The following is a 23,051-nucleotide window of genomic DNA, read 5'->3' on the forward strand; positions in this document are numbered from 1 at the left end:
CTGAAAAAGAGATCACGATGCCGAGTTCAAAGTCGTTCGCTCGTTCATTGAGTGATGCGCAGATGCAGGCGCTTCGCGAGGCGACCGACGATCCGAACCATTGGTGGCGAGATCTGCTGAGCTTGTGGCGGCCGAGTGGCCACCAAACCGCTGACGATGGTCTCAGACTCGCAGTCCGAAACGGCTACCTCAACCTCTATCGTCGCGGTCAGTCGGTGGCGCGTGTCGCGTTTGACGCAGGCGGCCGCCCGACCCTGTCAGTTCATGCGAAGTACGTCATCGACGACGAAGAGCGTCAGCTGCCGAAGCTGAGTTATGCACGATTGGTCGACAACCAACTCGTCCACCGCGGACTGCCGTCGAGGCCCTACGTGGGCTCGGCTTCGCTCAGAGCATGGATCAAGGTCATCGATAATCACTTCACAGTCGCTGACGGCGAGAAACCGCTCATTGATCGGCTGCTCGATGTTTCGGGAAACGGCAATGTCTTGGATCTTGAAATGGCGTTGCCGGCGTGGGGCGAGGTGAAGAGTGCTCCGCGCATGGATCTAGTGACGATCGAGGACGTCGGGGGCGCTCTGACTGTCGTGTTCGGCGAGGTGAAAACGATCGATGACGGTCGCATTCGCTGCCAAGCGGCTGAAGGCCAACCGAAGGTCGTCGGGCAACTTGGCGACTATAAGCGGTACCTCGACCAGGAGGGGCATTGCGAAGCGATTGCCGTGGCTTATCGATCAACAGCTGAGCGATTGGTTGAGCTGAACGCGATGGCCGCGAAGGTGCGAGGCGAGCTCGAACTCGGTGCAAACATCGTGCGTGTGGCGCGCGGCGAACCGCTGAAGGTGGCGCGTGAAGCGACGCTCGTTGTGGTGCGTCGAGGCGACTACAGCGAAGCTCATTGGAAGCGACACAATGATCGGCTTCGGGACCGAGAGAAGGTCAAAATGACCGTGCTCAATGCGAGCGATGCAATGAACCTCGGAGCGCTGGTCTGAGCATGCGTCTGACCGTTCATCGCGCCACTGACCAAATCGGTGGCAACTGCATCGAGCTTTCGACCGCCGAGGGCAGGATCATTCTCGACGTCGGCCGACCGCTCGACGCGCCAAACGATGCAGTTGGACTCCTACCCGCAACTCTCGACCGCGACCGACCGCTTGACGGCGTGCTGGTCTCTCACCCCCACCAGGACCACTACGGTCTGCTCGAGGAAACACCGGCGCACTGGCCGGTCTACAGCGGGGCGGCGACTGAGCGGCTGATGCAGCTGACGGCGAGCATCTTCGGCAAACCAATGCAGCGCGACTTTCGCTCATGGACGACGGGGCAGGCCAACCAGATCGGACCGTTCACGGTCACACCGTATCTGACCGACCACTCAGCGTTTGATGCGCACATGCTGCTGATCGAAGCGGCGGGCAAACGCGTGCTCTACTCTGGGGATTTTCGAACACACGGTCGCAAGTCGAAGCTGGTCGAGCGTTTGATGGGGTCGCCGCCTCCCGATATTGACGTGCTGCTTATGGAAGGCACCAACCTCGGTAGCGACAAACAGTGCATGACCGAGACCGACCTCGAAGACGACTACGTCGCGCTGTTTCGGGCGACCAAGGGGAGGGTGTTTGTCGCGTGGTCTGCGCAAAACATCGACCGCACGGTGACGCTCTATCGCGCGTGTCTGAAGACCAAACGCACGCTGGTCATCGACCTCTACACGGCTGAGGTGCTCGACGCGCTCGCGGCGCATGGGCGACTGCCGCAACCGGATTGGTCATCGATCAAAGTGGTCATCACCAGCGCGTTCTCGCGTCTCTACAAGCGCAAGGGCGAAGAGGTGTTCGTGACGCGCATGGCAGGCAACGGCATCTCGGCCAAGGCTCTCGCGGCATCACCTGAGAAATGGGTGATCATGGTGCGACCGTCGCTGATCAAAGACTACGAACCAGCTGGGGTCTCACCGACCGCCGACGATGCGTGGAGCTACGCGATGTGGCGCGGTTATCTCAAGAACGAAGACGGCCAACGGCTACAGAACTGGTTCGACCAGGGAGGCGCGGCCGCCAAACATCTGCACACCAGCGGTCATGCGTCACCGTCTGATCTGCGTGCGTTTGCCAACGCGATGAAACCGAAGACGATGGTGCCGATACACGGGGTTGCGTGGGACACCGACGTTGAGGGGTTTCCGCCGATTACGCGTCTTGTCGACGGTCAACCGCTCGAGCTTTGAGCGCCGAAACCGTCGCTCAGTGTACAATCAGTCAATCGCACTGAGCGTGCGAAGTCGAAGCGCAGAAGACTGAGGGACAGGGAAGCCAAATGTCGCGTCAACACAGCACGCCTGTCCTTTTGCCGAGCGGGAACACGCCGGCGATCGCATTGCGGCCGCTTGGTTTCCGCAGCGGCGACAACTCGGTCAGCGAGGCCGAGATTCAGAACTTGGTCCACGCCCACCCGACCATCCTCCCAATCGCCGAAATCGACCCGCTGTTCGTCAATCCGGTCCCGATTTGCACTGAGCTCAACACGCCAGCCGGCCCGATCGACAACTTCATGGTGACCGCCTCAGGATTGCCGGTGCTCGTCGAGTGCAAGCTCTGGCGAAACCCCGAGGGGCGGCGCGAAGTCGTCGGGCAGATCCTCGATTATGCCAAAGAGCTGAGTCGTTGGTCGTCGTCTGATCTGCAGCGCGAGGTGAATCGGCGTCTCAAACGCGAAGGCAACTCGCTGCTCGAGCTCGTTCGAAAGACCGATCCAAGCGTCGACGAGATACAGTTCAATGACGCGCTGACGGCCAACCTACGGCGAGGTCGTTTTCTGCTTCTGATCGTCGGCGATGGGATTCGCGAAGGTGTAGAAGCGATAAGCGAGTATCTGCAGCGTCATGCCGGGCTACACTTCTCGTTGGGCCTGGTCGAACTGCCCATCTTCGTATTGCCGGGCGGCGATCGCATCGTCGCGCCGAGAGTGCTCGCCAAAACGCACATCATGGTTCGAGAGGTCGTATCGCTCCCAGACGGTTACGCACTCGCCGAAGACCAGGTCGCAGCCGGCCGTGAGGTTGACCCCGATCGTGCAGCTCTTTCGGATGCCCAACAACGGTTTTGGGCAGAGTTCTTGGACGGACTTGAACTGGACGACCCAGAGCAGTTGGTGCCCAAACCAGCGAAGCTGGGGTACCTCTCATTCTCTCTGCCAGCTCCGGGCGGGAACTGCTGGCTGACGGTTTATCGCAGCATGAAAGCCGGCGAAGTGGGTGTCTTCGTTTCCTCCTCGAGAAACACTGCAGGGGAGGCCGCAATGTTCGCGCTCGTCGACCAATGGCCAGATTTTCAAGCTGAACTTGGCGGTGATGCAAGGCTCATCGAGCGCGATGGTCGGCCAACGATAGCCGAAGTGAAGGTGTTTGGCTCGCTGGAGGATTCGCAGGTGCGAAAAGCAGCGTTTGCGTGGTTGGCCGAACGCGTGAATGCGTTCGTGAACGTGACGCGCGCGCGCGTTCGGTCAGCGGTCGCCGATTACCAATCTACAAGTCAGAGCTGACGGCTTGGTTTGTGCAGGGGAGCAAATGGATCAAGTTCGACGGATAGTTCAAAACACGGTTACGCTGGCCGGTCTCGCGCAGATCCAACTGAATGCGAGCAATAGCGAGCGGCTAACACCAGAACTGCAAAGTCTGCTGAATGACCGTGCGATTGAGCTGGGGCGGGAGTATCTCAAAGCGCAACTCGATTGGCCCTTGGACACGCTGACTGCCGCCGAAGAACGGATCGTTAGAGCAGTTTCAGCTTACATCGGCTTGAAGGTGAGAGGGGGCACGAACGCAAACCTCACCATCAGACAAATCAAGAATCGAGGCGGCCTTCTTGCCGCCGCTGAAGCGGCCGTAGACAAGGTGCGACCGACCGCCGGTTTCGAAACGCTGACCGAAGCTGGACTCGATGAGCTGTCCTACGAGCAGATCATCCTTGATCATCCGGAAGAGTTTTCCAGCCGGGCCCTGTGGAATGCACGCCGAACCTTAGGCCTGCCCAACACCCTGCCGAAAGCCCCGTCTAAGAGCGGAACTCCGATTCAAGAGCAGACCGACCGACTGCTTGACTGGCTGATGTCGCGCCGGGGCCCCGATCGGCGAATAGCGCCGTTCACGAATGCCGAGGGGGCTGCCGCTTTGGGATGGCCGGATCTGCAGGTCTTCGGCCGAGCGTATGGCAACCTGCAATCACGCCTGGATTTTGCATGTTATCGCGCCGGACTGCCGCCGCTTGGTCTCACAGCAGAGCAAGCGTTTGCACGCGCGTGGGGAGTGAAGGACCGGGATTGGCGGTATCCCGTCGAAGCCATGCGCCTTGCGGCAAACACCCGGGCTTGGTCGAACGCTGACTTCGACCTCATACGAGCCGAAGCCAATGCCCTGCCGGGACAGGCGCATATCGCCTGGCAGGAGTCGATCGCGACAGAGGAGAGCGCTGTGCGAGCCTGGGCGGAAGGCTTAGCGCCCGATACTGCCGGAGAGGACAATCCGGCCGATGAAGCCTCGACGCGTCAGGATGCTGCTGGTTCTCGCAATCCGGTTTGGTCTCGCGACGAACTTATCTTGGCACTCGAACTGTATTTCTCGCTTACCGGCTCGGCCTTCGGAAAGACGGATCATCGCATTCTGGAGTTGTCGACTGTCCTCGCGGAGCTGGCTGCTTCACGAGGGGTGGCAGGCCAGAGCGACTTTCGAAATCCAAATGGCGTGCACATGAAGCTCATGAATTTTCGGAGCTTCGACCCCGAATACACATCAGACGGGCGGGTCGGGCTGACGCGGGGCAACCGGCTAGAGGCGGTGCTCTGGGAAGAGTTCGCAACGGATCTCGTTGCGCTCGGGCGCGCGGCGGAGGACATCCGTCAGAGCATCCAGTTGGTGCCGTCATCGTCGGCTGTCGTTCCGTACTGGGTCTTCGTCTGCAATCCAAAAAAGTGGAATATCGACCGTTTTCTGGCCGCTGGGATTGAACGCGACACCTGGGGGGTAAGGCCATCGGATCGCCAGCGATTTGCACCAGGGCAACTCGGCATCGTCAGAGTGGGCGTAGATCAGCGCACCAACGCGGAACGACAAGGGAAGCCGCGCCTCGACGCCGGGATCTACGCGCTCTGTGAGGTTGAAAGTGAAGCGTTTGACGGCATAGGCGCTTCCGAACCCTATTGGGCCGAAGGCCAGGCGCGCGAACCAGGTTGGCCGACAGTCAACATCCGCTACCTGCGATCATTCGCTGAAGCGCCGCTTACGATCGAACAGCTGAAGCGAGACGCCAGTGAGCTCTCGCCCTTGCTGTTAAATGGGTTCCAGGCGGCTTCATTTCCGATCTCGGAATCCGACTTCCGAGCTGTCCTCGACCTGCTGAGCGTCTCGGTCGAAGACGCCGCTGCAGCTGTACCTACCGAACCCGTAGAACCTCATGATCTCTCAGACCTTGAGGCGAGGTACCAATCCGCGTGCCCCGAGGTGAAGCATCGCGTTAGTCGCACGATCGAGCGGGGCCCTATCGGTGCGCTTGTGAAGAAGAGAAACGGTTATCGCTGCCAAGTCTGCGAAGCGCTTGGCGCCGATCCAATCGGATTCCGAAAACGGTCCGGTGCCCCCTATGTCGAGGCCCATCACGTTATGCCGGTGTCGCGCGGGCAAGTCGGGTCTCTTGCAGCGTCCAACATTTTGACCGCCTGCGCCAATCACCATCGCCAGCTGCACTATGGAGATGTCGAGGTTCGGATCGAGCCATCGACCTTTGAGATTACGATCGACGGTAGAGTGCTGAGCTTGCCTAAATCAGCGGTGCTGTAGTTCGCATTCAGCACTCTAGGTGCGACGGATCGAGGGGGAGGGGCGCTTGGTGTGGATGGCGAAAAGCGCACTGACTTGAGAAGCTCAGAAATCTCGCAGCGAGCACGCTGCGCAATGTCGCTTGCATAACCACAGTCCGCCAACCTAGACTTGAACTGTAACGGTTCGGGGAAACCGGCTAGGGGGAGCTATGTCATCAACTGCCGCGCGAAAGCGCTTGGCCGCCATGTTGGTGGTGCTCTCGATCATCGGTGCAGGATGCGCGCAAGAACGCGAAAATTCTCCTCCAGCTAACGAGCAACCTCAAGCCGACCTGCAGCAAACGGTGTCGAGCATTCAGCTTGCCATCGCCGAGAAAAACTACGGTGACGCAGCGTCGCTCGCAAAAGCAGCTCAGGCCGCCTTCCCAACGGCAGCAGAGGTTCACCTTCTTGCCGCTCGGGCCGAGGGATATCTCGGCAATTCTGGCAACGCTGCAACGGCTTTTCAGCGTGCGGTTGACAACGGACTAGCCGATCCTCGCTCGGCGCTGGCCGATCCCGCATTCGAGAGCGTGAGAACAAGCGACGCCTTTGCTCGCATACGCTCCAACTATTCGCCTGTGGTCGCCAACGGCGCCACCAGAGCACCCACTGTCGCTCGCGAGCGCATTCGCGCTGGTGACGTCGAAATCGTCGAAGACGAGACTGGCAGCTACGTACGCGCCGGCGACGTCGTGCTCGACCTCAATAAATAGAGCTGAGATACGAACATGCGCATCAACCGCTTCTCAGCATGCCTGGTGGCCGCCGTCGCCTTCGCAACCCCGCTCAGCGCGCAAGAGAACGTTGTCAGCGGTGGTGGTTCGGCTCCTGTCACGCGGGACCTGGTCGCGGTTCGGACGCTCTCGGAAGACAATGCGAGATTAGATCTTGTTCGTGCGATGGTGCGGCAGGCGATCGGCGATGAACGTCTTGGCGAACTTTCGCCCGAGCTGCTCAGACGGCTTGCGGCGCAGATACGGCCGGAAATGATCGTCGATCGCTCATCGCAACGCGTGGGGCAGGAGTTCAGGACGACGTTGTCAGCGCGCATCGATCGCGCGTGGTTTCAACAGCTGCTCGATGACGAGGGAATTCGATCTTCGACGGACCGCGCGGGTGGTCAAGGCCAGCGGATTCTTGTTCTTCTCGACGAGTCTGTCGGCACGGCGCAAGACTTCGAGCGACCGGTTGAGGTCGTAACCGAATACGATCGCGATAGCGGTTCGTCGTTCAACGACACTTCGGTTTTGGCAGCTTCCGAACGAAGCCAGTCCGCATATAGCTCAAGCGCGGCGCGCGGTAGCACGTATCAAGGCGCTGCGGCGGGTGGCTACAGCGACGGCTACGGCTCTGCCGCGGCGCGAGCGTCTGCTAGTGGCGCTAGTGCGGCAAGGTCGCGCGAATCCGCCGCCTCGGCAGAATCGAGCTCGCTGATTGATCGAACCGACGTCCAGGCGAGCACGCATGATGACGTCAGCTATCGCCAACGCATCACCTATCAGTCAGCGGCGTCCAGCCGAACAGGTGACGCTGCGATGGCCGCTCTTACGGGTAGCTTGCAGCGGTACGGCGTCGCGACCAGCAATGCGGTCGGCGCACTTGCGAGCTTTTCGCCTGGACCTACGCCTTTGTATTCCGAGTTGAGGCAGTCTGGGGGGCTGAGGGACTTCTTCAGCTACGCCGCTCGAAGCGCAGACGCGCCATTCTTCATGGGGGGCGAGCTCAGCATTCGTTATGATGGTCGAAATCCCGCGACCGGTGCCGCGACTTGCAGTGGGCGGCTGACGGCTGCGACTTTCGCGACTGCCGACATGGCCGACGTAGCGTCGACGACCGTGTCCGCCCCAATGTCGGCCAGCGACTACGAGCTTTGCGCTGATCAGCTTTCAACGGCACTGGCTCGACAGGCGGCCGAAGAGATGGGGCCGCGGATTCAAAACTATTGGCGCCGACAGAACCGCGACCAAGCCGAGCGGGTCGCGGCCAGCGCAGGGCCTTCTGACTACACACTCACGGTACGAGCGGCTGACCTGACGATGGCGGCTCAGGCTGATTTTCTCGATGCGTTGACGGGCTTGCCAGGCGTCGAGAGCCAAGTCTTTCTCGGCCAATCCGACGGCCAGATGAGCTTGCAGGTGCGCTACGGCGGCGCGATGCCGTTGCACCTCGCACTCTACCAGCGCCTCAGATCAAACCCTGCATTCACGGAAATGAAGACCGAGTCTGTGGGCCAGCAAGTGATCGTTTGCCTGTCCGGGTGCTGACGTTGCGACGGCGCGTCGTCTGGTTCGCGGTGTGCGGTTGGCTCGCCGCGAGCGCGGTCACCGCGCAGGAAAGCACGCTAAAGATTCACCCCGTCGCCGGCCTGTTCGGACCGGATCAATCGGCATGTGTGACGGGCGCTGCGGCGAGTTCGGTTCGAATCGCACCAGCGCTTTGCGCTCAGTTTGCAAGCATCGAACAGCGAGCGGCTTGGGGCCGGCAATTCGAGTCGCTGATGATCTCGCGTTTCGGCGACAACATTCGCCTCAGACTCGATGAGGCTCTGCCTGCTGGTCTGACTCGCGAAGCGATGCTTTCGCAGACTGTCGTCGCATCGCTGCACCTGTCGCGCGCTGATTTATGGGCGGTGCCCAAACGCAGCGTCCTTGACGTGCACATGCCGATCACCATCAGCCTCCTGCTGACCAACGTGCTGACCGGCGAGGTCATGATGGTCGAGAATTATTCGATCGACGTGCAAGGCGAGATGACATTCGAAGGTTACGAAGCGCGCGCCGTCGAAGAATTTCCTGACCACCTCAATCGGGCGATCAACGCTCTCGTTGAGGCTGCGGCGCTTCAGTTTCGGCCGAACTCAATCACTGGTGTGGTGCGTGGCCGGGCGGGCCAACGGTATGTGCTTGATGTTGGACGGCGCGGCGGGTTGAGGGAAGGCGACCAGATTGGTGCAGATGCGACGGTCGTGTTCGCCGACGCAAACTATTCCATCGTTGAACCAGCGCTCGGGAGCCTGGCTGTCGGTCAGGCTCTTGTTCGCCAAGTCGCGCAGCCGGTCGATAATCTCGCGAGACCGTCGATGATGGTCGTCGTTGCGCAAGCGTCAGACGGTTTGGCTGCTGCGTATCTGACGTCGCGTATGGAAGACGCGCTCGGCGACGCCGCTGGCTTTGCCGTTATGCCGGTGAATCACAGTCTGCCTCTCATCAGGGATCCAGCGCTTACCCAGGCCGGCGTTGCGGGCCGACCACGTACACTGCCCGACTATTTCCTGAGGTTATCTGTTGCGGCGCTGGAGCCGATAGAAGCTGACACCAACGTTGGCGGCGTTCGCCGTCGGGTGCAGGAGGCACGCGCATTCGTCGAGGTCATCAACCACGAGGGTAGGGTGGTGTTTGCGGCGCAGGGCGTCGATCGGCAGGTTGATGAGATCGTGGGCGGCATGGCTCCGTCAACCGAGCAGCGTCGAGACGCTGCAGTGAATAACGCGATCATCAGAGCTGCGACGCAGCTTTCAACGACCTTTCAACCATCGCCGTTGCGCTTGGAAACCTCACCGTCGCGCGAAGAGGTTCGCATTACCGACGCGGGGGGTGTGCTCAGCGCGGGTGTCGACCTTGTGGTGGTTCGTCGCGTTGGGCGCATGTCAGGCATCACCGGTGATGTGTGGGCTCCCGTCACGAGCATTGAGGTGGTGTCGAGCGACGGCGCCGAAGCGGTGGCTCGATATGCGGGCGTTGAAACGCCGAGAATACAGAGCGGCGACCAGGTCGCCTACGAGGCTGCCGGGCGTGGAACGCGATCTCGCCGTTTGTTCGCTCAATGTCTGACCGACGGGCGACCGAGCGTCAGTGTGCGAGGATCCATCACGCAACCGCTGTTCGAGCAGATTGCTGTGAACAGCTTTGCAGGTGAGTTTTCGGGCGCGGTGCATATCGCGACCTTCGATCAAGAACTGCGCGTCTTTGGCCTTGAAAGTCAGTTTGGCGGCTCCACGGACCTAGGGGTGCTAGCACCGCCGGCAGCGGATATTTGTTTCGAACCGGTTCATCAGGTCACCTCGAGCGGCGAGCGCCCAGATAGGGGGCAGTTTGTCGTCGGTAGCTATGATCTGACGGTCGGCTACACGTTGCGGCAAAACGGTGCGCGAGTTGGAGGCGGGGGGCTTCAAGCCGCGCTGTCGGCGAGCGCCATCCCAGCCGGTTCAACCGAACAGTACCGAGACCGATCGCTACAGATCGACCTTGCCGAAGAAGTCACGAAGCTCGCGCGCGCATCAGCGCGTCAACTTGTTCCGCCACTCTAGGCGAACGCAGTACATCAACATCGAGGGGCACCAACTATGTACCGATCAAAGTTTGCCGTAGCCGTTGTCGTCGCTAGTTCACTTGTCGCCGCGTCAGCACCGGCTTCCGCCCAAATTGGGCAGCTACGCGGCTTGCTGCCGGGCGGCCGGACAAGCGCCGCCGCTGCAGTCGATCCAGACGCGTTTCTCGCCGAAACGATCGAGACGACCAAGTTCATGATGATCGCAGCGCTGGTGCTCGCAAATGCAGAGAAGACTGATACCGAACGCGACGCTATTCGCGCTCAGATCGCGACGATCCAAGGAGCCAGCGATATTGGTGAGCTGAATACGCACCGTGCGTCGTTTACGGAGAACGCGGCGGCCATCGCGCTGAACTATGGCGATGAGACCGCCACGCAAGCGGCGTATGATGCGATGACACGGGAACAGCAGCAGTTGATGCTTTCGGCTGCGTACAATTTCGCTCTTGGCATGGCGCGCAATGTGCAGCTCGCCGAACAGGCACCGCAACTGATCAGCAGCATTCAGTCGAATCCAATGCTCTTGCGACGTGTCGGCAGTCTCAGAACGGCGGCTGGGCTTCTAGGGCAGCAGGTGGATGCTACGCGGTCGATGGCGGGGACGATGCGTACTCTGCTCTCAAGGGGCGGGGTGGAAGTTCCTGCGGATGCTCACGCGGCTCAGCCGCGCGCGGTCGAGCTCTAGGTCAATTCATAGCAGCGAGGTGACGGTTCACCTCGCTGCTCTCACCTCTCGTCGAAGCCAAAATTCAGTTGCTCAGTGTAGATGGGGGATTTCGCACTGAGCTAGGCCTTTCGGTCGCCGGTCGTGACGATGGCCGGTCCACCCGGCGCAGGCGCCCCGAGAGTTGCAGGTCTCTTCATCCATCCTTCAACCTTAAAGCGTGTAAATATCTTTCAGCTTGCTTGAGCAGCGGCTGGGGCTGGCTCTGGAAGCCGCTTTGGCTGTGTCTGAACGACCTTGCTGGCGGACGCTGCACTCCATGAACTCTCGGAGGTTTGCGCCGTAGTTGATTGTCGCGTGTCGAGCCTTTGAGGACTCTTCGTGCAAACAGGAGTACCGCGTATGACCACCCCCCCGACACCTCTTATGTCCCGGCCTTTCATGAGCCGCGTTTCGGCTATCGCGCTATTCTCAGCTGCGTCACTGGTAGTGGTGAGTTGCGGCGAAAACGCCCCTCCCGCTGCTGACGTTGAACAAGCCGCAGAGCAGCCATCTGCTGAGAGCCAGGTCGCCGCGGTTTCAGATGAGCAACTGACTGCCATGGCATTCCGGACGGCTTGGGGCGGCGCGCCGCCGGTTGAGAATGTGGAAGGCCCTGACGGGTACCCGGGCCCTTACGTCTATCGCTCTGGGAAGCTCGTGCCGCTGGGCGGGGATCGGTTTGCGCTGGTCTCAAGTGGGCAGGGGGGCGATGCGCATGCTAGCGCCGGATCTCTCGCGATCCATTATCTGACACGCACGGCCGATGGTTTCGAGAAGACCGGTGGCTGGCCTGGGCTTATCGCAGGCGGCGGGTGGGGCGAGGCGCCCAATTGGTCTGTGCGCTCTGACTTGATGCCGTCTCCCACTCTTGTGGTGGTCTCTGCCGGAGGAGGGCAGGGGGTCTCTTGCGAGGTGACCGAACTGGTCGAGCTGACGACGGCGCGACCAGTCAGTCGAGTTGCACAACTCAGCACAGGCTATGACAGCAGTGGGGCGTCAGCGACCGGCGAAGGGGATACCGTCGAAGCTCGCATCTTGCCGGGCCGCAAAGGACAGACAATCCGTGTGGAATACACGGGTGTGCGCGAAGCGATCGTCACCTTCGCCAAGGTGGGTGAGGTGTACGACGCCGTCGACATGCCGGAGATACCCAGCTGTATTGGCTAGCGCGCGGCCTTGGGTACAGCGTGGGTCGCTCAGGGTAGATGAGGGATCTCGCACTAAATGGTGCGAGCAGGGACGCAGGTGATCGTTCTAAATTTGATCGCGTACGCACGATCGAGCTCTTTGAAAGTGCTCCCGGATCGCCTGTGCCGCCATGCCGGTTCGGCCTTCTGCCTGAGCGGTATCCCAGAGGCTCTGGTCATAATCGCTTAGTGCGGCGGCGTAGCAAATCATGCCGTCGTCGCACGCCTGTTGGTTCGCCAAATGGGAAGCAAGAAAGGTCATGTGCACCATGTCGTTGAAGCTGTCCTTGGTGATGATCGGGAGAGTTAGTGGGTGCTCTCCCATCCCAGCTGCGTCATCAAACAAGGAAGGATCGAGACGGCTTCGGTCTTTCACAGACCCAAGGAACACGGTGCCGGAGTCATTCACAGCGGCGATTGAGCGGATGCCGACATTAGCGACCGCGAGCCTCCAATCTGCCGAGCTCAGTGAACCTCGACTCGGGTGGTTGTGCCACAATCTGACGCCTTCCGAGGCCATCGCAACCCTCATCAGATCAGTAAGTTCAGCCCGATCCGTAGCCCCCTCAACGCGATCAACTTCCACAGTTCCATCGCTGTTCAGGCAAATGAGAAGTTCGGTTTCCCGTGGCTTCGCCAGCTCTTGAGCGATCGCCAGTTCAAAGTCTGTGAGTTGCACGATAGGCGATCCAAACCAGGGCCAACGACGGGCCTCAATGCAAAGCCTAGTGGCTCAGTGCACATTCGGAAAATCGCACTGCGCGACGGCGCTGACCAACAGCTACGAGATGCGATGGCGTTGAGAGAACGCTGATTCTCGGCTTGCGTGTTACGCAGTTCGATGTTCCCCTTTCGCTATCGCAAAAGGGGAGCAGCATGATGATCACAAGAATGGTCGCTGTCGGCATGACGGCATGCCTACTCGCAACGCCAGCGACTGCGCGGGTCTCGTTGCAGCAAGCAGACGCTAACGATCAGACCGCGCCTGAGCAGACGGTGTCCTCCCGCGGTTTTCGCTACGCCCTACCTGCGACGGTTGCGAAAGTTCGTCTCGACCTGCTGTTGGTATCGTGCTCGTCAGGTCCACGAGCAGTCCCAACCGTGACCATCACACCAGTCGGAGCCAGTTCGCCGGTCGACTTCGCCTTTGACACGCCGCCGAGCCGATGGTTCTCGCGCCGAAATGTAGACGTCGCGCTGCATGAGAACGGTACGATCAAGTCGATCAATGCAGGCGCGACCGATCGAACGCTCGACATTGCTGTCTCAGCTCTCAAAGTGGTCATCAGCCTTTCGTCTCTCAAGTTCAACCCGACGAACAAGGACAAGGCTGATCAGGAGGCGGCGGCGACAGCCCCGGCCGGGGCGGCGACCTGCAATGGCGACACTGTTGAAGCACTACGCCGCGTCGAAGTGCTTAGACGCAGAATTGAAGCTCACCGAGCTGATCTGCTCTCAGAAGCACCAAGCTTGCCGGCCAAGGAACTCCAGGAGCGGATCACATTTCTAGCGGCAGAGCTTGTTCGAATTCGAACCGACCATCTCTCGCTAGCGCTCGAGCAAAACATCCAGTTCGACGGGCCGATCGGCACGTTGCGTTGGGGCGGCAATCCGGCGCTCTCCAAGTGGATCACAGGTACGGTCGGGACCAGTGACAATCTGTTCGCGCTGCACTGGGAAGCCGCGAGCCAGTCTCCGAATGGCCCGACAATCACCGCAGCTTCTGATCTCAGTGCGCTCGCAAGCAGTTGCAGGACTGACTGTTTGGTTCTTCCGACCCCACATCCGGTGACGCTGACGATCTCGTCAAATGCGGATCAGGGACTGGTCAATGCGCAGGGGCTCGCGTTGGCAAGTCCGCGTTTGGCTTTCGCAGCAATGCCCTTAGCGCAGTGGGGCGAGTGGAGAACCTTGAGGCTCGCGCCGAGATTTGGTGAGCAGTTGACGTCAGGTGCAAGCTTCGACGCGTTCGGTCGCCAGCTCACTTTCGCCGCGACTTCCGAGGCCCGCGCGCAAGCGTTCGCGACGGCAGCGCAAACGGCTGTGACAGACTATTCGGCGTGGCGAACTGCGGAGCAGGCGAGCGAGATCAATGATCTCAGGGCTGAAACTGCCGAGCTACAGGCACGGCAGTTGCGCAACCAGCTGCGGTATTGCGAAGCGGTGATCGCAGCCGGCGGATTTGTCTGTCCGACCGCGCCTACCGCGCCGCCTGCGGTGCCCTGAGAGACGGTTAGGCGAGACTGAGGGTAGATCGAGACAAACGCACTCTGCCGAACCCGTCAGCTCGCATATACGGCGAGGTCGGTCGCTCGATGTGACCGCCGCCTGAACCATTTGGCGAAGCTGACCCTCGGGGAGCCCATCGGCGAGAATGGCTTCGAGGCGACCGCGAAACTCGCTGAAGGCTTCAGAGCCGATGAACTCGCGGGCCTCGACGACCTTTGTCGCATGATGGGCATTTAGGGCGTTGTGAGGGCGGCGGTGTTGATCTCCGTCATTATGTATTTATGAGATCGGAGTGCCCAGACCCTGACCGGCCCGAACCTTGAAGGTCGTTTCGAGGGCAAACCGGTCGCCCATTTTGCTGACACGTTGGACCTCGCCTCCAGCGGACGACTGGGGTCGAGGTAGTTCGAAACATACTTGATATTGTTGGTCCCGTGACGGAGCGCGGGGAGGAATGCAGCCGTCGGCTATTCAGGATGGCGGTCGCCTCACGGTAGCGTGTTTGCGACGTAGCAGAACGGACCACCCGTTCACCGCAACGTTACCGCAATAATATTCCCGTCTGTCGCTGACAATTAAGCCAATGCGGGCAAACAATTGCGCTCAATCTTTGGGCAAAATATACCATATTTCCCGCCTCAAGGGAATTAGATCACGAAACGCATAGGGCGGAGCCTTGGCTGTGGCGAGATTTATGTCATGGTGAAGACGGGGACATCCCCACGTTCAAAATGGAGGGTATCGTGATTACGCGTAACGAGCCCCCGCTGACACGGAGCATCCCCTAACTGCGGGGACTAACTCCACTACTTTATTCCATATAGGTGAATTCTAATGAACGTCCATCTGACGGCGCTTTTCTGCGCCCAAATTCTCAACCTTCATCTGTGCCACGGCGCGTCTAATCTCGCGTTCTCGCCCGGAAAACTTCATAGGTGTCGCTATGACTAATCCTCCCTTCAGTATTCCGCTAACGAGAACCTCGCTGGCGGCATGGTTCGTTTTGGGCCTGATAAGCGCCTTCCTGCAACGGGGCGCGCCTTTCCCAGCGGAGACGCCCCCGCGTCCTCCAGACCCTCCCAAGATGGTGGTGGTCCCGGCAACCGCTCCACCAAAGCCCGACTTCGATCACGGCGATAAGGTCGCCACAGATGATTTCTCGAAGCCGCGCGCACAGATCGGAGGGAAGCCTACCTGAGAACATTCCTCCCCCGCGTGGCAAGCGCGTCATTTCATCCGCTTGGCCTGTTGAAGCGTAGCGATGTTTGCCTGGGCGATCTCATGGCGAATGTCGTCACGCATCACGGCGCCGGCCTGGTTAGCCCAGGCATCGTCAAGCCGTCAGATTACGATGGGGTCGTCTGGGTTCCGTTCGATGAATAGAAAGGTTGGCAGCGGAGGCTTGTGAATGAGCTGCACGCCGCCGAGGACCCCGGGAATCCATATTGGTGGCAGCAGCGAACGTACCATCCGACGTGCTAGCTGCGCTGAGGGTACATCCGGAAAAGTGCACTGACAGTTTCGTTGCTCCGGTCTCAACCGGCAGTTAGAACCATGCCTCAGTTGGGGAGTGCCTATGGCGCGCGCGGCCAAGACGAAAGCGAACGGCCGGGGTGGCGGGTTCGATCAGACGTTCAACGCCATCGACAAAGTGCTGCGCAACGAGGCGGGGCAGACGACGGAGCTCGACTATACCGAGCAGACGTCTTGGATGCTGTTCCTGAAATATCTGGACGATCTGGAGCGCCAGCGCGAGGACGAGGCCGGGCTGAAGGGCGAGGCCTATGCGCCGATCATCGACGATGAACATCGCTGGGGCGTGTGGGCTGCTCCGAAGACGGCGGACGGCGCATTTGACCATGACAAGGCGCTGACCGGCCCGGACCTGATCGCCTATGTGAACACCGAACTGTGGCCGTATCTGAGGGGCTTCCGCACCCGGGCCGCCGGGCCGGACACCGTTGAGTACAAGATCGGTGAGGTGTTCGCCGAGATTCAGCCGAAGTTCCAGTCGGGCTATTCGCTGCGCGACGCGCTGGAACTGATCGACGGACTGAGCTTCGGATCGCAGGCCGAGAAGCATGAGCTGTCGTCGCTGTACGAAGACAAGATCAAGCGGATGGGCAACGCCGGGCGGAACGGCGGCGAATACTACACGCCCCGGCCGTTGATCCGGGCGATGATCCAGGTGGTGAAGCCGCGGGTCGGCGAGCGCATCTATGACGGCGCGTGCGGCTCGGCCGGCTTCCTGTGCGAAGCCTATCAGCACATGCTGCCGCTGGCCCAGAGCACGGCGGACCGCGAGACGCTTCAGCGGCGGACCTTCTACGGCAAGGAGAAGAAGAGCCTCGCCTACGTCATCGCCATCATGAACATGATCCTGCACGGGATCGACACGCCCAACATCCTGCACGCCAACACCCTGTCCGAGAACGTCCTCGATATTCAGGAGAAGAACCGGTTCGACGTAGTGTTGGCCAATCCGCCGTTCGGCGGCGGCGAGCGGCCGGAGGTGCAGCAGAACTTCCCGATCCGTTCTGGCGAGACGGCCTATCTGTTCCTGCAGCATTTCATGCGCTCGCTGCGCGCCGGCGGGCGGGCGGCCATCGTCATCAAGAACACCTTCCTGTCGAACACGGACCAGGCGGCGACGGCGCTGCGGAAGGAGCTGCTGGAAACGTGCGATCTCCATACGGTGCTGGACATGCCTCAGGGCACCTTTCAAGGGGCGGGTGTGAAGACGGTTGTTCTTTTCTTCGAAAAGGGACGGCCGACGCAGCGCACTTGGTTCTACCAGCTCGATCCGGGGCGCAATCTCGGAAAGACCAACGCGCTGAACGATGCCGACGTGGTGGAGTTCGTGGCATTGCAAGCGGGATCCGAGGCCGGGCCCAAGAGCTGGACGATCGCGGCGACCGAGGTTGATCCCGAGACTTGGGACCTGTCGGTTAAAAACCCCAACGCGCCAACGGCGGCGGAACTGCGGTCGCCGGGTGAGATCCTGGACGCGATAGCGGCGTTGGACGCCGAAAGCGCGCGCGTACTTGAGCGCGTGAGGGCCTTGTTGTGATGCCGCTCCCGGCGCTTATTCCACTGGGTGATCTTGTCAGCGTGCGTGGCGGAGGCACGCCGGACACCAAGATAGACAGTTATTGGCGTGGAGACATTCCTTGGGTTTCCCCGAAGGACATGAAGTCAGATGACGTCGGCTCTTCGCAAGATAATGTCACGCCGGAGGCACTGGCAAACAGCGCGGCTTCATTGATCCCGCAAGGCAGTATTCTGGTTGTGGTCCGATCGGGAATTCTCGCCCGCACGGTGCCTGTGGCGAGAACCACCAGACCGTTGGCCATCAACCAAGACATCAAAGCGCTCGTACCAAGCGGACGGCTGGACACCCGATATCTCCACTATTTTTTGAAGGCTTCTGAAAGCCTGCTTCTTGAGCGGGTATCAAAGGGTGCGACGGTTCACCGTCTGAGCACAGACGACCTGCGCAAACTACTCATCCCGCTCACATCTCTCGCCGAGCAGAAGCGCATCGTCGCCGATCTGGACGAGGCATTTAGGGGCATCGACGCGATCATAGCGGTGGTCGAGGCTCAGCTCGAACAAGATCGAGAGCTAAGACTGGCTACTCTCACCGACTCACTCCCGAGATTGGGGAGCGTTGTGACACTCGCTGAACAAGTCGAAATGTTGGTCGGCTTTGCTTTCAAGAGCAGCGATTACGTAAACGACCCTAACTCCGTCCGGCTATTACGCGGCGATAACGTTATACCCGGCGCTATCCGTTGGGCTGATGCAAAGGCTCTCTCGAAGGATGTCGCTTCCGAATTTGGTCGCTATCAGCTCGCTGTCGACGATGTGGTCGTCGCCATGGACCGACCTTGGATCAAGGCAGGCCTGAAGCAAGCAAGACTGACTGAGAAGGACGTACCGAGCCTTTTGGTGCAGCGAGTGGCGAGGTTGCGTTGCAGACCAAGCCTCAAGGTCGGCTATCTACAACATCTGATTGCGAGCCCACTATTCGAGAGGCACGTTCTAGATCACGCGGCCGGAAGCGGGGTTCCTCACATTAGCGGAGGTCAGTTGGGGGCGTTCTCGTTCACACTGCCGGCGATCGAAGATCAAGCGGCCATCGTCGACCGATTGGACGCGTTGCAGGTTTCATATTCGGCCTTAGCTAGAATCCGGCTTCAGAAGCTTGCTGCCCTTGCCGAACTCAAGCAATCCCTCCTAGCCCGCGCCTTCACCGGCAAACTAACAAGCGAGCCGCTCGCCGCATGAACGAATCCGAGACGCGCGCCGACCTGATCGATCCCGCCCTGAAGGCGGCCGGTTGGGGCGTGGTCGAGGGCAGCAAGGTCAATCGCGAGGTCATCTGTCCGGGGCGCATTCTCGGCGCCGGGCAGCGGGGCGAGGCGACGACGGCGGACTATGTGCTGAGCTATCGCGGGCGCAAGCTGGCGGCGGTAGAAGCCAAGGCCGCCGGCAAGGGCGTCACAGCCGGGCTCGGGCAGGCGAAGATCTACGCCGGCAAGCTAAAGACCCGCTGGGCCTTCTCGACCGACGGGACCGGCCAGTATCAGGTCGATATGGAGACGGGAAATGAAGGGCCGGTTGCGGACTGGCCCACGCCCGAGGCCCTGTGGGCCGCGACCTTCGCCGAGGAGAATGCGTGGCGCGACCGGTTCGCGGCGGTCCCGACGGGGGGGCTGCAGTCAGCGCGCTACTATCAGGACAACGCCGTTCAGGCGGCGCTGGACGCCATCGCGGAGGGCCGGAAGCGCATCCTGCTGACGCTGGCCACCGGGACGGGCAAGACCTTCATCGCCTTCCAGCTGGCGTGGAAGCTGTTCCATGCGCGGTGGAGCCTGACCGGGGAGCCGACGCGGCGGCCGCGCATCCTGTTCCTGGCCGACCGGAACATCTTGGCGGACCAGGCCTACAACGCCTTCTCGGCCTTTCCCGACGACGCGCTGGTGCGGATCAAGCCGGATGCGATCCGGAAGAAGGGCCGCGTGCCCAAGAATGGCAGCGTCTTCTTCACGATCTTCCAGACCTTCACCAGCGGCCAGACCGGCGCGGACGGTCGCGAGGAGGCGTATTTCGGCGACTATCCGCCCGACTTCTTCGACTTCATCATCATCGACGAATGCCACCGGGGCGGCGCCAACGCCGAGGGTGAGTGGCGGGAGATCCTGGAGTATTTCGCGCCGGCGGTTCAGCTGGGCCTGACGGCCACGCCGCTGAGGAAGGACGAGAACCGGGACACCTACGCCTATTTCGGCAAGCCGGTTTACACTTACTCGCTGCGCGAGGGGATCGAGGACGGGTTCCTGACGCCGTTCAAGGTGCGCCAGCACAAGACGACGCTGGACGACTATGTGTGGACGCCGGACGATGAGGTGGTTCGCGGGGTCGCCGAGCAGGGCCGGGAGTACAAGTCGAAAGATTTCAACCGGACCATTGAGATCGAGGCGCGCGAACGGTACCGGGTCGGCGTCTTCATGCGGGAGATCGGAGCGCGCGAGAAGGCGATCGTCTTCTGCGCCACCCAGGACCATGCGGCCAAGGTGCGCGACCTGATCAACCAGACGTCAGAGAGTACCGATCCCAACTACTGCGTCCGGGTGACCGCCGAGGACGGGGCCATCGGCGAGGCCTGGCTGAGGCAGTTTCAGGACAACGAGAAGACCATCCCGACCATCCTGACCACGTCGCAGAAGCTGTCGACCGGTGTGGATGCCCGCAACGTCCGGCACATCGTTCTGGTGCGGCCGGTGAACAGCATGATCGAGTTCAAACAGATCGTGGGGCGCGGGACGCGGCTTTTCGACGGCAAGGAGTATTTCACCATCCACGACTTCGAGGGGGCGTATCAGCACTTCCTCGATCCGGAGTGGGACGGTGAGCCGATGGAGCCGGTCGCAGCCCCGCCGAAGGGGCCGTTCGGGCCTCCTGACGAGCCGGAGGGGCCCGGCGAGCCGGGGGAACCGAAGGAGCGGCCGGAGAAGGTCGTCATCAAGCTGGCCGACGGCAAGGCGCGGACCATCCAGCACATCAGCGCGACCAGCTTCTGGGGGCCGGACGGGCGGCCACTGTCAGCAGCGGAGTTCATCCAGACCCTCTTCGGCAAGGCGCCGGAGCTGTTCCGCGACGAGGACGAGTTGCGCCGGCTGTGGGGCGCGCCGGAGACGCGGAAGGCGCTGCTGACATCCTTGGCGGAGGCCGGGTTCGGGCTGGAGCCTCTGAAGGAAATGGCGCGGATCATCGACGCGCCCGACAGCGATGTGTTCGATGTGCTGGCCTATGTGGCCTTTGCCCTGCCGCCGCTCAGCCGGGCGGAGCGGGTGGAGACGCGCAAGGCCGCGGTTCTGGACGGGTATGACGCCGCGCTGACGGCCTTCCTCGACTTTGTGCTGGGCCAGTACGTGCAACAGGGCGTGGAAGAACTGGATCAGGACAAGCTGCCGCGTCTGCTGGAGCTTCGCTACGCCAGCGTCAGCGAGGGCGCGCGGAGCCTCGGCGGCGTGCCGAAGGTCCGCGAGGCGTTCCTAAAGTTTCAGAGCGGGCTTTTCACGCCGTAGCCGTTCTCAGTGCACATTGCGAAAAGTACCCTCAAACCCAACGCCGGCCGCTAAGTGAACATTGCGAGAAGGTACTCTGCCGGGCGGGGGAGGCCGCCCGGCTAGCTACGATACAATTTCGAGATCGCGCAGGTTCGTCAGCGCGCGATTTTTCCTCCGAAGCGGGTTGATGCGCTGCGGATAGTCGAAGTCTAGAGCGCTGAACTCGAGCCATCGTCCGTCTGCCGTCCGGCAAACCGCTACAACGCTGATTGGCTTCTCACCGCCGAAGGGCTCTCGGTAGCGCGTGACGAGGTCATCGAGCAGCGCGGACGCAGCCGCTTCGCCGGCTTTCAGCGCCTTCCGCATGGCCTCATTCAGCTTGGATGTGCCTTCCACGTACTCTCTCACCAATGGTCGCCACTGGATCAATCCCTTCCGATCCGCCCGAGCGATGAGGACATCACGCAAAGAGGGGGGAAGCCCCCGAGCAGTGGCAATCAGCTGAATGTCGAAGGCGGCGGAGTAGGAGTGCTGGCGGCGCGCCTTTGGACCTGTCTTACCGTCCGTCCAAGAACTGTTGAATCCCCAAGAGCTGATCGGGAGTGTCTGGTGAAGCGCTGCGTTGCGTAGCCATCGCATAGCTCTGAAACCTGGGAGTTCCGCCTCGAGGACAGCGCGTGCGTCGATGACCGGCTGGGGGTCAACACGCCATCCGCTGCGAGGCGCGGTTTTGAGCAGCCGGCCGGCATGGTCCGCATACATCTGGCCACTGGCCAGCAAGTTGACTAAGTGACGGTCGAGGTCGCGCCTGAGTTCCTCCCACTCATGCCGGTCCTGGTGGCGGCCGACGACGTTCGACACGGTGGCCGCGAGCGCACCTGTCTCGAAGCTCGTGTAGTTCAGGATGAAGACGTCATAGCTCTCCTCTAACGCCAGGCCCGCCATCAGCAGGTCTTTGGCGCGGCGCACCTCTTGATATTGCTCCGGCGACAGCGGCAGAACGTGATCGCAGCCAAGCCAGGTTGTAGCGACTACATGGTCGGTCATCGCAGCTCTCATCGCAGGCAGAGTTGGCCTCGGCGAGGCCGAGCCTCGGTAGCCTGTGCCTGACGCTACAGCGATGTGATCGATTCGAGGTAGCCAGCCCCTGATAGTGGCCCCTGAGCGAGTGGTCGGGAGGGGAGGGCTTCTGCCCCCGAAGCCGACGTTCTGACTGCCGGCTAAGGGTGGCAAGCGGACGTTAGGCATTATCAATGGGCAGGCAAAGCCCTCCGGCGAGCTGTCGAATTGGCGGCACGGGTTGGTAGATCTGGCTGCGACAGCTACGCTAGGTGCCACGGCAAGTGCCGGCATTCATTCTGGGCTGACAGAGCCGTACTGTTCGCTGGGCGGTCATCCGGTCGAAAAGCCGAAATCGAGAGGCCGTCATGCGTCGGACTATAGCCTTTGTGAGTGTCATCATTGCTGCAGCGCCCGTGGGAGAGGCGGTCGCCCAGACCGCATTCCAGTGTGACCCAGAGGAAATAGTCTCTCGAACAATCCCTAGGGCCCACGCTTGGAGAGCCGCTCCCCGGAGCGAAGGCCCTCAGCCACGAGTGACGAGAAGCTGGTTGACGAAGGCCTTGGGGTTGGAATGGCGCGCTATGGATACGGAAGGGTTCGCAGTGACCGAATATCCGGCTCCAATCGGCTACCAAACCGCATTCTTCGCATCGAGACGTGACAGCGGATATTGCGGCAGCGGTGGCTGTGCGATCTCTCTGTACACGTGCGGCGAAGATGGATGTGAGGAACCGTGGGTGGGTTTTGATGGCCCGATTTCGTATCCGGGCAGCACGTCAAACGGCTATGCGGATTTCATAGTGGATGGATCCAATCTTTGGAGCTTTGAGCGCGGACGTTTCCGTAGCGTTTGCAATGTCTCATATGAGTGAAGTTCAAACAGACCTTAGCGTATATTGGTCGTCGGACCTCACTAAAGATTAGATGTGTACTCCCATGGTTTGGTGAGTGCTGTCAGCTAAACGCTAGAGGTCTTCGGAGGGACCTCTTCAACGCCCGGCTTTCTCGGCAGCGGACAGTTGATAACGGGGGGCAGACATTCAGCCGGATTGGCGACCGAACACGTCACTCAGTGCACAATACCAAAAGTGCCCTGACCAGTGACAG

At 60.9% G+C, this 23,051-nt stretch carries 16 protein-coding genes; 14 read left to right on the forward strand and 2 right to left on the reverse strand.

The window, feature by feature from the left end; translation table 11 throughout:
* The first annotated feature begins 17 nt into the window (after nucleotides 1–17).
* The 9 genes from KB221_07375 to KB221_07415 all read left to right on the forward strand — a co-directional run bounded on the left by KB221_07375 (nucleotide 18) and on the right by KB221_07415 (nucleotide 12,058).
* Entirely contained in the window at nucleotides 18–995 is a 978-nt protein-coding gene (locus KB221_07375) for a hypothetical protein (GenBank protein ID WIY70834.1), read from the forward strand.
* A 2-nt stretch (nucleotides 996–997) separates the two neighbouring features.
* Complete coding sequence (locus KB221_07380) at nucleotides 998–2,230, forward strand: MBL fold metallo-hydrolase (protein ID WIY70835.1); 1,233 nt, start codon at nucleotides 998–1,000, stop codon at nucleotides 2,228–2,230.
* 89 nt (nucleotides 2,231–2,319) lie between these two features.
* Nucleotides 2,320–3,543 carry a hypothetical protein gene (locus KB221_07385; GenBank protein ID WIY70836.1) on the forward strand — a complete coding sequence of 408 codons (1,224 nt, stop codon included), beginning with the start codon at nucleotides 2,320–2,322 and terminating at the stop codon, nucleotides 3,541–3,543.
* Nucleotides 3,544–3,568: 25 nt separating this feature from the next.
* Nucleotides 3,569–5,833 (forward strand): EVE domain-containing protein, encoded by a 2,265-nt coding sequence (locus KB221_07390; GenBank protein WIY70837.1) that lies wholly within the window; start codon nucleotides 3,569–3,571, stop codon nucleotides 5,831–5,833.
* Between the two features lie 217 nt (nucleotides 5,834–6,050).
* The gene (locus tag KB221_07395) at nucleotides 6,051–6,569 is read left to right on the forward strand and encodes a hypothetical protein (protein ID WIY70838.1); all 519 of its coding nucleotides are present in this window, start codon (nucleotides 6,051–6,053) and stop codon (nucleotides 6,567–6,569) included.
* A gap of 15 nt (nucleotides 6,570–6,584) precedes the next feature.
* Nucleotides 6,585–8,120: a hypothetical protein gene (locus KB221_07400; GenBank protein ID WIY70839.1), complete on the forward strand. Its 1,536-nt coding sequence runs from the start codon at nucleotides 6,585–6,587 to the stop codon at nucleotides 8,118–8,120.
* On the forward strand, nucleotides 8,114–10,162 hold the full coding sequence (locus KB221_07405; GenBank protein ID WIY70840.1) for a hypothetical protein: 2,049 nt from the start codon (nucleotides 8,114–8,116) through the stop codon (nucleotides 10,160–10,162). The genes KB221_07400 and KB221_07405 overlap by 7 nt, the downstream gene beginning before the upstream one ends.
* Nucleotides 10,163–10,198: 36 nt before the next feature.
* On the forward strand, nucleotides 10,199–10,870 hold the full coding sequence (locus tag KB221_07410) for a hypothetical protein (protein ID WIY70841.1): 672 nt from the start codon (nucleotides 10,199–10,201) through the stop codon (nucleotides 10,868–10,870).
* Nucleotides 10,871–11,803: 933 nt separating this feature from the next.
* The gene (locus KB221_07415) at nucleotides 11,804–12,058 is read left to right on the forward strand and encodes a hypothetical protein (GenBank protein ID WIY70842.1); all 255 of its coding nucleotides are present in this window, start codon (nucleotides 11,804–11,806) and stop codon (nucleotides 12,056–12,058) included.
* Nucleotides 12,059–12,145: 87 nt separating this feature from the next.
* Here KB221_07415 and KB221_07420 read toward each other — a convergent pair whose 3' ends face one another.
* Nucleotides 12,146–12,757, reverse strand: a complete 612-nt coding sequence (locus KB221_07420) for a hypothetical protein (GenBank protein ID WIY70843.1) — start codon at nucleotides 12,755–12,757, stop codon at nucleotides 12,146–12,148.
* 422 nt (nucleotides 12,758–13,179) lie between these two features.
* Here KB221_07420 and KB221_07425 point away from each other — a divergent pair, with 422 nt between their 5' ends.
* The 5 genes from KB221_07425 to KB221_07445 all read left to right on the forward strand — a co-directional run bounded on the left by KB221_07425 (nucleotide 13,180) and on the right by KB221_07445 (nucleotide 20,900).
* A complete protein-coding gene (locus tag KB221_07425) occupies nucleotides 13,180–14,304 on the forward strand; it encodes a hypothetical protein (GenBank protein WIY70844.1) in 1,125 nt (374 codons plus the stop codon).
* 111 nt (nucleotides 14,305–14,415) lie between these two features.
* Nucleotides 14,416–14,544, forward strand: a complete 129-nt coding sequence (locus tag KB221_07430) for a hypothetical protein (protein ID WIY67952.1) — start codon at nucleotides 14,416–14,418, stop codon at nucleotides 14,542–14,544.
* Between the two features lie 1,339 nt (nucleotides 14,545–15,883).
* Complete coding sequence (locus KB221_07435; protein ID WIY67953.1) at nucleotides 15,884–17,377, forward strand: class I SAM-dependent DNA methyltransferase; 1,494 nt, start codon at nucleotides 15,884–15,886, stop codon at nucleotides 17,375–17,377.
* The gene (locus KB221_07440) at nucleotides 17,377–18,597 is read left to right on the forward strand and encodes a restriction endonuclease subunit S (protein ID WIY70884.1); all 1,221 of its coding nucleotides are present in this window, start codon (nucleotides 17,377–17,379) and stop codon (nucleotides 18,595–18,597) included. The genes KB221_07435 and KB221_07440 overlap by 1 nt, the downstream gene beginning before the upstream one ends.
* Nucleotides 18,594–20,900, forward strand: coding sequence for a DEAD/DEAH box helicase family protein (locus tag KB221_07445; GenBank protein WIY67954.1), 2,307 nt, complete (start codon nucleotides 18,594–18,596; stop codon nucleotides 20,898–20,900). Before KB221_07440 ends, KB221_07445 begins: the two co-directional genes overlap by 4 nt.
* Nucleotides 20,901–21,005: 105 nt before the next feature.
* On the opposite strand, the gene KB221_07450 is transcribed toward KB221_07445, so the two are convergent.
* Nucleotides 21,006–21,929: a hypothetical protein gene (locus KB221_07450; protein ID WIY67955.1), complete on the reverse strand. Its 924-nt coding sequence runs from the start codon at nucleotides 21,927–21,929 to the stop codon at nucleotides 21,006–21,008.
* Between the last annotated feature and the right edge of the window lie 1,122 nt (nucleotides 21,930–23,051).

Origin of the sequence: Aquidulcibacter paucihalophilus, assembly GCA_030285985.1 — a bacterium.
Classification (GTDB): domain Bacteria; phylum Pseudomonadota; class Alphaproteobacteria; order Caulobacterales; family Caulobacteraceae; genus Brevundimonas.

Bases quoted from the DNA above. Each gene is read 5' to 3' on its own strand.
- KB221_07375 (WIY70834.1), top strand. From the start codon at position 18: ATGCCGAGTTCAAAGTCGTTCGCTCGTTCATTGAGTGATGCGCAGATG.
- KB221_07380 (WIY70835.1), top strand. From the start codon at position 998: ATGCGTCTGACCGTTCATCGCGCCACTGACCAAATCGGTGGCAACTGC.
- KB221_07385 (WIY70836.1), top strand. From the start codon at position 2,320: ATGTCGCGTCAACACAGCACGCCTGTCCTTTTGCCGAGCGGGAACACG.
- KB221_07390 (WIY70837.1), top strand. From the start codon at position 3,569: ATGGATCAAGTTCGACGGATAGTTCAAAACACGGTTACGCTGGCCGGT.
- KB221_07400 (WIY70839.1), top strand. From the start codon at position 6,585: ATGCGCATCAACCGCTTCTCAGCATGCCTGGTGGCCGCCGTCGCCTTC.
- KB221_07410 (WIY70841.1), top strand. From the start codon at position 10,199: ATGTACCGATCAAAGTTTGCCGTAGCCGTTGTCGTCGCTAGTTCACTT.
- KB221_07435 (WIY67953.1), top strand. From the start codon at position 15,884: ATGGCGCGCGCGGCCAAGACGAAAGCGAACGGCCGGGGTGGCGGGTTC.
- KB221_07440 (WIY70884.1), top strand. From the start codon at position 17,377: ATGCCGCTCCCGGCGCTTATTCCACTGGGTGATCTTGTCAGCGTGCGT.
- KB221_07445 (WIY67954.1), top strand. From the start codon at position 18,594: ATGAACGAATCCGAGACGCGCGCCGACCTGATCGATCCCGCCCTGAAG.
- KB221_07450 (WIY67955.1), bottom strand. From the start codon at position 21,929: ATGACCGACCATGTAGTCGCTACAACCTGGCTTGGCTGCGATCACGTT.